Source organism: Actinotalea sp. JY-7885 (genome assembly GCF_014525465.1).
Classification (GTDB): domain Bacteria; phylum Actinomycetota; class Actinomycetes; order Actinomycetales; family Cellulomonadaceae; genus Actinotalea.
In genome coordinates, this window is sequence record NZ_JACEXH010000015.1 from 21259 (window position 1) to 28364 (window position 7106).

Consider the following 7106-nt stretch of genomic DNA (forward strand, 5'->3'; position numbering starts at 1 on the left):
GGGCGCGCGCCCACGCCGACCGGTCCGGTGGTGCCAGATGGTGCCAGAACCCGCCCCGCCGCGCAGTCCGGGGACCAAAATCGATACGAATCCGGGTCCGACGGCGTCCCGGCGCGGGCGTCAGCGCCGCCGCACCTCGGGCACCACGAGCGGTGTGCCGCTGGCGGGGTCCGGCACCACGCGGCACGGAAGGCCGAACACGTGCCCGACCAGATCGGCCGTCACGACGTCCTGCGGCGCCCCCTGCGCGACGACGGCGCCGTCCTTCATCACCACGAGGTGGGTCGCGTACCGCGACGCCTGGTTGAGGTCGTGGAGCACGGCGACGAGGGTCCGGCCCGTGTCGTGCAGGCTCGCGCACAGGTCCATGACCTCGTACTGGTGGGCGATGTCCAGGAACGTCGTGGGCTCGTCGAGGAGCAGTACGGGCGTCTCCTGCGCGAGCACGAGCGCGAGCCACACACGCTGGCGCTGGCCACCCGAGAGCTCGTCGACCGCGCGGTCGGCGAGGTCGGTCACGTGGGTGGCCGCCATCGCGCGCGCCACCGCCACCTCGTCCTCGCGCGACCACTGCCGCAGCAGCCCCTGGTAGGGGTAGCGGCCCCGTGCGACGAGGTCGGCGACCGTGATGCCCTCGGGCGCGACGGCGGTCTGCGGCAGGAGGCCGACCTGCCGTGCGACCTCCTTGGTGGGCATGGTGTGCACGGCCCGCCCGTCGAGCAGGACGGCGCCTCCGCGCGGCTCGAGCAGGCGCGCCAGGCCGCGCAGGAGCGTGGACTTGCCGCACGCGTTGGGCCCGATGACGACCGTGAAGGAGCCGTCCGGGACGGCGAGGGTGAGCCCGTCGACGACGACGCGGCGCTCGTACGCGAGCGTGACGTCCCGCGCGACCAGCCGGGCGGCGGGCGCGGCGTCCTGCGGCCCCCCGGGCGCGGCGCCCTGCGGCCCCTCGGGCGCACCGGCGTGCGCGGACGGGTCGACGGTCATCGGCGACGCCCCTCTCGGCTCAGGACCCAGGCGAGGTAGACCCCACCGACGACACCCGTCGCGACCCCCACCGGCATCGCCACCGGCAGCGCGTGCTGCGCGACCACGTCGGCGGCGAGCAGCAGCAGGGCGCCGGTGAGCGCGGACGGCGCGAGCGCGAGGCCGGTGCCCCGCACGAGGCGGCGCGAGACCTGCGGTGCGACGAGCGCGATGAACGGTACCGGCCCGGCGACGGCGACCCCGAGCGCGCACAGCGCGACCCCGAGCACCACGAGCACCAGCTGGGCCCGCCGCACGGGCACACCCAGCGCCGACGCGGCGTCCTCGCCGAGGTCGATCATGCGCAGCCACGGCGCGACCGCGAGGCACGCGGGCGCGAGCACCGCGAGCACGACCACCACCAGCCATACGTGGTCCCACGACCGCGCGTTGAGGGACCCGACGAGCCACGCCGAGGCGACCTGCGCCTGCGTCAGCTCGGCGCGCGTGAGCAGCCACCAGGTGACGGCGTTGAGCATCGCGCCGACGCCGATGCCGACGAGCACCAGGCGCGTGCCCAGCAGGCCGCGCCGGAAGGCCCCGAGGTAGACCACGACCGCCGCGACGAACCCGCCCGCGAGCGCGGAGCCGGCCAGGGCCGCCCCCGTCGCCCCCGCGAGCACGATGCCCGCGACGGCGCCCGCCGACGCGCCCTGCGTGAAGCCGATGAGCTCGGGGCTGCCGAGCGGGTTGCGCACCACCGTCTGGAACAGGGCGCCGCTCATGCCCAGCGCCGCGCCGACGCCGACCGCGCACAGGGCGCGCGGCAGGCGCAGCTCGCGCACGATGAACGACGACCCGCCGGTGTCCACGCCGAGCAGCGCGAGCACGACCTCCCCGGGCGCCACCGACCGTGCCCCCACGGACACGGCGACCACGAGGAGCGCGAGCATCGCGAGCACGAGCCCCGCACCGACGACCAGGGTGCGCACGCGCCACCGCAGCGACAGCGGGCCCAGCCGCAGCACGAGCGCGCGTCCCGCCCGCGAGGGGACGGCCGCGCGCTCCGCGGCCACGGCGGTCACAGCGCCGTCACCCGGCGTCGGCCCGCGAGCGCGATGAGCGCCGGGGCGCCCAGGAACGCCGTCACCACGCCCACCTGGATCTCGGCGGGCGCGGCCAGGACGCGGCCGAGCACGTCCGCGAGCAGCAGCAGGACGGGCGCCGCGAGCGCCGAGAGCGGCAGCACCCAGCGGTCGTCGGGCCCGGTCAGCCCGCGCACGATGTGCGGCACGGCCAGCCCGACGAAGACGAGCGGCCCCACCGCGGCCGTCGCGGCGCCGCACAGCAGCGTCACGACGACCCCGGTGACGGCGCGGACCACGCCCGGGCTGAGCCCGAGCGCCCGGCCCACGTCCTCCCCGAGCGCCATGGCGTTGAGCGGGACGGCGAGCAGGAGACCGACGACCAGACCCACGGCCAGGAACGGCAGCACCTGGACGAGGATCCCGAGACCGCGTCCCGACAGGCTGCCGACGGCCCAGAAGCGGTACAGGTCGAGGGCCTCGCGGTCCAGGAAGGTCATGGCCCACACCAGCGCCATGAGGACCGCGGAGACGGCCGCGCCCGCCAGCGTCAGCCGCACCGGCGTCCCGGCCGCCTCGGGGCCACCGCTGCGCGACCCGACGAGGTACACGAGGACCGTCGCGGCGCCCGCGCCGGCGAAGGCGAGCCACACGTACCCGCCCACGGTCGTGACGCCGAGCAGGCTGATCCCCGCCACCACGGCCGCGGCGGCCCCGGCGTTGACGCCCAGGAGCCCCGGGTCCGCCAGCGGGTTGCGGCTGAGCGACTGCATCAGCGCGCCGGAGAGCCCGAGCGCCGCACCCGCCGCGACGCCGAGCAGCGTGCGCGGGAGGCGCACCTCGCGCACGATCGCGGCGTCGTTGGAGCCGTCCGAGGCAAGGAGGTGGCGCCACACGTCGGCGGGCGCGATCCCCTGGGCACCGACGGCCAGGCTCAGCACCACCGCGACGACGAGGAGGACCGCGGTGCCGACGAGCACCGCGGTCCTCCTCGTGGACGCGCTCACGCGAGCCGGTCTGGCCCGGTCGCGGCGGTCAGTCCGCCGGGACGGCGTCGGCCGCCTCGACCAGCTGGGGCACGAACTCCGACAGGCCCCAGGGCAGGCCGAGCGCCGTCGTCGTGCTCATCGCCATGCCGAGCTGGCGGTCCAGCAGCGGCAGGTAGCTGCCGCGCTGGACGGCCGGGATGGAGGCGAAGGTCCCCAGGGCCTCGACCGACGCCTGCTCCTGCTCGTCGTTGAACCACGTGATCAGGACGTCGGCGTCGGCGAGGAGGTCGGTGCTCTCGGTGCCGAGGTTGACGAAGAAGGTGCCCTCGGGCGCCTCCAGGTCGGCCACGCCCGGCGCCAGCTCCATGCCGAGCCCCGTGAGGAGCTCGACGCGCGGGTCGCCCTCGACGTAGGCCGACAGCGTGCCGTCCGGCGAGCCGTACACGTACGCGAAGGTCAGCCCCTCGAGCGACGGGTTCTCGGCGCCGGTCTCCGCCAGGAGCGCCTCCATCTCGGCGACGAGCTCCTCCGCCTCGGCCTCCTGGCCCAGTGCGCGGCCGTTGATGAGCGTCTGGTCCTGCCAGCTCACGAGCCACGGCTGGTCGGGGTAGGCGACGGTCGGCGCGATGAGCTCGAGCTGCGCGTACACCTCCGGGGAGATCCCCGAGTAGGTGGCCAGGATGAGGTCCGGCTCGAGCGCCGCGATCTCCTCGACGTCGACCTCGGGCAGGTCGACGTAGGTCTCGGGCAGCTCGCCGCCGAGCTCGTCGATCGCCTCGGCGGTCCAGGGCAGCAGCCCGGTCTCCGGGTCGCCGGCCCAGGTGTCGGCCGGGATGCCGACGGGCACCACGCCGAGCGCGAGGGCCGTGTCCTGCGACCCCCAGCCCAGTGTCACGACGCGCTCGGGCTCCTCCTCGATCGTCGTCGTGCCCAGCGCGTGCTCGATGGTCACGGGGAAGGCGGAGGACTCCTCCGAGGTGGCGGCCCCGGCCTCGTCGCCGTCGTCGGCGGTGCCGCCGCACGCGGCGAGCGTGAGGGCGGTCGTCGCGGCGACGAGGAGGGCGGCGGCGCGCCGGCGCGCGAGGCGCGGCGTGCGGGGGCGTGCGGGGGACATGGGTGCTCCATTCGGCGGACGTGCTGGTGCTGTGGGTGTCGTGCGGTGCGGGTGGCTCGGGCCGCCGGTGGCAGGCGGACCGGCGACGTCGTCGCGGGGCGTCAGCCCTCGGCGCGACCGTGGCGCCAGTAGCCCATGAAGGCCACCGAGCGGCGGTCGAGGCCGATGTCGCGGACGAGGAAGCGGCGCAGCTCCTTGACGACGCCCGCCTCCCCCGCGATCCACGCGTAGACGCCGTCGGCAGCTGTCGGCTGCTCCGGCACCTCCCACATGATCTGGTGGTCCACGTCGACGTCCTCGAGCGGGACGGCGGCGGCCGCGCGGCGCTCCACGGCCGCGGTCACGGTGCTGCGGACCGCGGCGTCCAGCAGGCTGCCGTGGGGCGCGTCGATGCGGACGTCCGAGTCGGTGGCCGGGCGCGACCGGGGCAGCCAGTGCAGCTCGACGCCGGCGGGCGCGCGCACCTCCAGCACGTCGTGCGCGGTGGGTACCTCGAGGAAGGCGTGGCCGCGCGCGTCCGCGGGCAGCTGCTCGACGATCGAGCAGATCGCGGGGACGGCGGTCTCGTCGCCGGCGAGCAGGAAGGTGCCGGCGTCGGCCGGCGGCTGCCACTCGATGCCGGTCCGGCCGTCGAAGCGCGCGTTGGGGCCGATGAGGACGATCGGGTCGCCGGAGCGGGCGGCGGCGCACCAGCGCACCGCGGGACCCACCTGTGACGAGCACGCGCAGCCCAGCAGCTCGGCCAGGCCGCAGCCGCGCGTCGTCACCGCGCCGGGCGCGACGCCGTGCAGCACGACGTCGACGTCGACCTCGCGCTCCGCCTGCCGGACCGCGCGCACCGTGTAGGTGCGCAGCGGGTACCGCTCGTCGTCGGGCATCGCGCGCCACGTCTCGAACCACGAGTCGCTCGTGAAGAGCGCGGCGTCGACCCGCGCGCCGCACGCGGCCGGCAGGACCAGCTTGATGCGCTGGTCGAGGCCGTCGTCGGCGAACAGGTCCAGGTCCGGGCCCGTGAAGGTCATCCGCAGGAAGCTCGGCGAGAGCCGGCGCGCGCGCAGGACCTCGACCTCGAAGGCCCGGTAGGCGGGCTCCACGCGGTTGAGCGTGCTCGCGGACATCGGGCTCCTCGCAGTGCTGCGGGTCGGTCGAGCGGTGGGCGGTCGTGCGGTCGACGTGATGCGCGTCTCGTCGCTCTCTGCCAGTAAAGCATAGGCTTACCTAACGAAGATAACCCTGCCCTCACCCCGGACGCGTATGAGCCTGCTCACAGCCGGGTCGCGGCGTTTCAGAGCGGCAGCGCGCTGCCCGTCAGTCGCTCGTAGGCCTCGAGGTATCTGGCGCGCGTCCGCTCGACGACGTCGTCGGGCAGCGGTGGCGGTGGCGCGTCGGAGGCGCGGTCCCAGCCCGACGCGGGCGAGGTGAGCCAGTCCCGCACGTACTGCTTGTCGAAGCTCGGCTGGGCGCGGCCCGGGCTCCAGGTGTCGAGCGGCCAGAACCGCGACGAGTCGGGCGTCAGCACCTCGTCCCCGAGCACGACGGCGCCCGCGTGCGGGCCCTGCGCGGGGCGGCCGAGCTCGAGCTTGGTGTCGGCGAGGAGCACGCCGCGCTCGCGCGCCACGGCCTCGGCCCGGGCGTAGACCGCCAGGGTGAGGTCGCGCAGCAGGTGGGCGTCGGCCTCGCCGATCCGTGCGGCGACGACCTCGAGGCTGACGTTCTCGTCGTGGTCCCCCAGCGCGGCCTTCGTCGCCGGCGTGAAGATCGGCTCGGGCAGCCGCGAGCCGTCCTGCAGCCCGGGCGGCAGCGGCACACCGCACACCTGCCCGCCCGCGACGTACTCCGCGAGCCCGGACCCCGTCAGGTAGCCGCGGGCCACGCACTCGACGGGGAACATGTCGAGGCGGCGGCAGACCATGGCCCGCCCGGCGACGACGTCGGGCACCCGCCCGCCGTCACGCTCGGCGGTGCCCGAGACCACGTGGTTGGGCACGAGGTCGGCCAGCTGGTCGAACCACCACAGGCTCAGCTGCGTGAGCACGACGCCCTTGTCCGGGACGGGAGTGGCCAGGACGTGGTCGTAGGCGCTGATCCGGTCGCTGGCGACCACGAGCACGACGTCGCCGTCGGGGTGCGGCGCGGACGGGACGTAGAGGTCCCGGACCTTGCCGGAGTAGGTGTGCGTCCACCCGGGCACCGTGAGCGTCATGCGTGCAGTGTGGCGCGCCGGGCGGCCGTCAGGCCACGACGTCCACGGGTGTGCCGAGCGGGAGCCCGACCTCCTGCACGAGGCGTGCCACGTCGGGGTCCTGGAGCCGGACACCCCCGGTCGGGGCGTCGCCGCCGAGGGCCTCCGGCGGTGCGCCGCCGTGGATCGCGACCGGGACCTCGCCGGCCGCGAACGCGGCGAGCACCGGCCGGTGCCCCGAGAGCCCGTACGCGTAGGCGCCGAGCAGGGCGCCCCCCGCCGGCGGCTGCAGCAGCTCGGTGACGGAGTACCTGCCCGGTGCGGGGACCCCGCCGCCGCCCAGGGCCACGGCCACGTCGAGCACGACCTCCCCCGCGTCCTCGACCAGGAGGCGATGCTCGGCGAGCCGCACCTCGACCCGCAGCGTCGTGGACGAGAGCGTCACGGCGTCGGCGCGCACCCAGGCCGTCGCCGCGGGCGTCCCGCCCTGCGCCGGCGCGGCGGGGACCAGCACCTCCAGCCAGTCGCCGTCGGTCGTCACGACCAGCGCGGTGAGGGGGACCTCGGGCACGGAGACGACGTCGGCCGAGACCAGGGTGCGCGACGGCGCCGCCGCGTCGGGCTCCGCGTAGAGCGCGAGCTCCGCGCCGAGCGAGGTCGCGACGACGGCGGGGGGCGGGCCGGTCGGCGTGGGCGTGGGCACGGGCGTCGCCGCGGCCGTGGGGGACGGCGACGGCGCGGGCGCCGCGGCCGTGCACCCCGTGAGCGGG

Annotated in this window: 7 protein-coding genes; all 7 read right to left on the reverse strand. The window is 76.1% G+C overall.

Features of this window, described 5'->3' with window-relative positions; genetic code table 11:
- Positions 1–120: 120 nt before the first annotated feature.
- Positions 121–987: an ABC transporter ATP-binding protein gene (locus IDM29_RS02950; RefSeq protein ID WP_182112834.1), complete on the reverse strand. Its 867-nt coding sequence runs from the start codon at positions 985–987 to the stop codon at positions 121–123.
- Positions 984–2051: an iron chelate uptake ABC transporter family permease subunit gene (locus IDM29_RS02955; RefSeq protein ID WP_255491719.1), complete on the reverse strand. Its 1068-nt coding sequence runs from the start codon at positions 2049–2051 to the stop codon at positions 984–986. Before IDM29_RS02955 ends, IDM29_RS02950 begins: the two co-directional genes overlap by 4 nt.
- The gene (locus IDM29_RS02960) at positions 2048–3031 is read right to left on the reverse strand and encodes an iron chelate uptake ABC transporter family permease subunit (RefSeq protein WP_309232669.1); all 984 of its coding nucleotides are present in this window, start codon (positions 3029–3031) and stop codon (positions 2048–2050) included. Before IDM29_RS02960 ends, IDM29_RS02955 begins: the two co-directional genes overlap by 4 nt.
- Positions 3032–3086: 55 nt before the next feature.
- A complete protein-coding gene (locus IDM29_RS02965) occupies positions 3087–4154 on the reverse strand; it encodes an iron-siderophore ABC transporter substrate-binding protein (RefSeq protein ID WP_182112832.1) in 1068 nt (355 codons plus the stop codon).
- A gap of 101 nt (positions 4155–4255) precedes the next feature.
- Entirely contained in the window at positions 4256–5272 is a 1017-nt protein-coding gene (locus IDM29_RS02970; RefSeq protein WP_188037186.1) for a siderophore-interacting protein, read from the reverse strand.
- Positions 5273–5439: 167 nt separating this feature from the next.
- Positions 5440–6357: a phosphoribosylaminoimidazolesuccinocarboxamide synthase gene (locus tag IDM29_RS02975; protein WP_182112830.1), complete on the reverse strand. Its 918-nt coding sequence runs from the start codon at positions 6355–6357 to the stop codon at positions 5440–5442.
- 28 nt (positions 6358–6385) lie between these two features.
- Positions 6386–7106, reverse strand: a 721-nt coding sequence (locus IDM29_RS02980) for a L,D-transpeptidase (protein WP_223147901.1), incomplete at its 5' end; no start/stop codon positions are given.

Bases quoted from the DNA above. Each gene is read 5' to 3' on its own strand.
- IDM29_RS02965 (WP_182112832.1), bottom strand. From the start codon at position 4,154: ATGTCCCCCGCACGCCCCCGCACGCCGCGCCTCGCGCGCCGGCGCGCC.
- IDM29_RS02970 (WP_188037186.1), bottom strand. From the start codon at position 5,272: ATGTCCGCGAGCACGCTCAACCGCGTGGAGCCCGCCTACCGGGCCTTC.
- IDM29_RS02950 (WP_182112834.1), bottom strand. From the start codon at position 987: ATGACCGTCGACCCGTCCGCGCACGCCGGTGCGCCCGAGGGGCCGCAG.
- IDM29_RS02975 (WP_182112830.1), bottom strand. From the start codon at position 6,357: ATGACGCTCACGGTGCCCGGGTGGACGCACACCTACTCCGGCAAGGTC.